The organism is Citrobacter sp. wls619 (genome assembly GCF_005281345.1).
Lineage (GTDB): Bacteria > Pseudomonadota > Gammaproteobacteria > Enterobacterales > Enterobacteriaceae > Citrobacter.
The window spans coordinates 1,331-3,865 of sequence record NZ_SZXJ01000028.1; the positions used below are offsets into that span (position 1 = coordinate 1,331).

The window sequence follows — 2,535 nt, forward strand, 5'->3', positions numbered from 1 at the left end:
GACTCGCTGGGATGTCCCGAAACTAAAATTTGGCTCCTCTGACTGGGATCGCCTTAGCCATTAACTGGCTGATTGGTAAGCTAAACCTAAAAATTGAGGTTGTCAAGACCACCAGAATGACCACCTTTTGGGAAGCTCATTTTCTACACGTTATTGTGGTTGTTGTACTTATGAGTTGTCCTGAATGTTGCTGCGGCTTGATAATGGTACGGCTATTTTTGCAGCATTCATCTGAGTAGCGGTTAATAAATCTCTGGTTCGATCCTTCGGTACGATTCCCTGTGAGAGACAATTTATAAAACCCTATCCTAAACCTTCCTGCAAGTCGTAAACAACCATCTATCCGCTTACCGCAGTGGCCTAATACCTGGATGCGCGTGTCATAAAAAGCAACACATACACTGAAATTATAAGTGTTATTTTATTTTTCTAAGGGAAGATGTAATAAATCCCAAAAAACCTCCAATCCCTATTAATATTGAACTAATTATAAAATAAATAACACATACAACTCTCAAACCAGAACCACCTGAAAAGTCAACAATAAAACCAATTTTTTCAGAGAGAAAATGGCTGAAAGCCATCAAACCACTTAAAAGCAATATATATCCAGTACTTATTATCAGTCTGTTTTTTACACAAAGATAGTAAAGTAAAAAAGATGGAATAAAATTTAGTCCCCAAAGGAACGTTAAGATACCATTACGGCCTAAACCTAGCCGACTGTACATATAACTGTGAAAAAGAGAACTCACCCAGAGAAAGAAACAACTAATTAAAATAACTGTTACCCCAATCCCAATTATTTTTCTTTCCGTCATAAATCCCCCAAACTTGAATCATAAACCGGCTCCTTTTTGTAGCCGGTTTCTCCTGGTTGTGGCCCAGGATTTATTGGAGCATTGGGCCATTCGCCTCTAGAAATTGATGTTCCACATGCTTTCATTGCTTGCTCAGCGCAATGGCAACAATTGAACGCCGTGAAGTTATAATTTTCGCCCTTGCAATTGTCCATTGCCTTCTTAATACACTCATCAAGTGCTGGCTGTTTTGGTTCCGTACAAATAGTTCCTTCTTGATTCGGATCAGGGTCAGGATTAACACCTTTAGGATCATAACTTGATGTAGAACCATCATTAAATTTTACATAACAGTGTCTTGCATATGGAATTGGCATTAAAAGATCTCTATGACACATTTGGAATAGCCCCAACGGATCTGTATCAGTGACCGGGTTTAACGGGTACTGGTAAGGATTTACCCCCCCTTTCAACCCAATCGGATCCTGAGTAATATACCTCCCCAGCAGCGGATCATAGTAACGATGCCGGTTATAGTACAGCCCTGTTTCCTCATCATACTGCTGCCCCGGCAGGCGAATAAGCTGTTGCAGGTGGTGCGGATTATTCTCGCGCAGCACATTACCCCATGCATCGTATTCCGCTGACCAGTCTGTTTTTCCGTCCTGATTTATCAGCGCCAGCGGCAGGCTCCGGTGGTCGCAGTGGTACAGGTGGATTTTCCGCAGCGGCGTGTATTCCGGCTCCATCTGGTTTTGTATCTGCTCTGGCGTCAGGCCACACTGCGCCAGCCACGCACGGTTGGGTTCGCTGAGTTCCCCGCGCTGAAGCTCTGCCTCCAGACTGTCCACCAGTGTCACCAGTTCCGGCGGAAAGGTCACGTTCGCCTCCTGCTGGAACTTCTCTGCCAGCGTGCGGCGGACTGCTTTTGCCAGCTCTGCGGCCTGAGTTTCGATTCTCACCAGCGGCGTGAAGCTGCCCGGCAGATAAATGGTCTGGATGCGCTGCGTATCCGTCCGCGTGGTGGTTAACCTGTCGCCGTCCCAGCCGTACCACGTCACTTCTGGGATTTTATTCAGATAAATATATTCCTCCCCGGTGAGGCTACCGCGCTCACGTCTGCTTTTCCACACCCGTTTGCCAAGGCGGCGACCCAGCGGGTCATACAGGTAGCGGCTTTCCAGAAACGTGACGCCCTGTTGTTCACAGCGGTAGTGCGCCAGCCGGTGCTGGTTATCGTAGTAATAACAGTGTACGTAACCGCCGTCCTCACGTATCCGGCGCTCGTCCTATTCCGTCAGCCGTCCGTGCGCGTCGTGGTGGTAAAAATACTGCTCATCCTCACCGATGCGGTTATCCCGCCACACGGCAGGTAGTGCCGGATACTGCTCCCGGTCTGCCAGCCGGTTGCCAGCCGGGTCGGTGGTGTAGCGGCGCAGCAGGTCGTTGTTTCGTGCGCCGGTAAGCCGCCCCGCGTCGTCATAGCGATAATCCTCCTGCTGATGTGTGCCACTGATGCGGATAAGCTGCCCGTTGTCATTATAACCGTACTCCCGGTTTTGCATCGGGTCGCTGAAGGTATGGCGCTGTAGCTGCCCGGTTGCGCTGTAGTGCGTGTTTTGTTCATAAGCGCCAGAAGCGCGCAGCGTTTCCCGGTGCAGGCGGTCGCGAGTGAACTCCATCAGCGGCGTGTCGCCGAGTTTCACCCCGGCGATATAACCGGAGCCGTAAGTGA

Annotated in this window: 1 protein-coding gene and 1 pseudogene; both read right to left on the minus strand. The window is 49.0% G+C overall.

Annotation, left to right across the window (positions count from 1 at the left end; genetic code table 11):
- Nucleotides 1–416 precede the first annotated feature (416 nt).
- Nucleotides 417–821 carry a hypothetical protein gene (locus FDX19_RS05250; protein WP_137381880.1) on the minus strand — a complete coding sequence of 135 codons (405 nt, stop codon included), beginning with the start codon at nt 819–821 and terminating at the stop codon, nt 417–419.
- A 359-nt stretch (nt 822–1,180) separates the two neighbouring features.
- Nucleotides 1,181–2,535: pseudogene (locus FDX19_RS25260) on the minus strand (RHS repeat-associated core domain-containing protein); the annotation flags it as partial.

Excerpts from the sequence above, each read along its gene's own strand:
- FDX19_RS05250 (WP_137381880.1), bottom strand. The coding sequence starts at position 821 with ATGACGGAAAGAAAAATAATTGGGATTGGGGTAACAGTTATTTTAATT.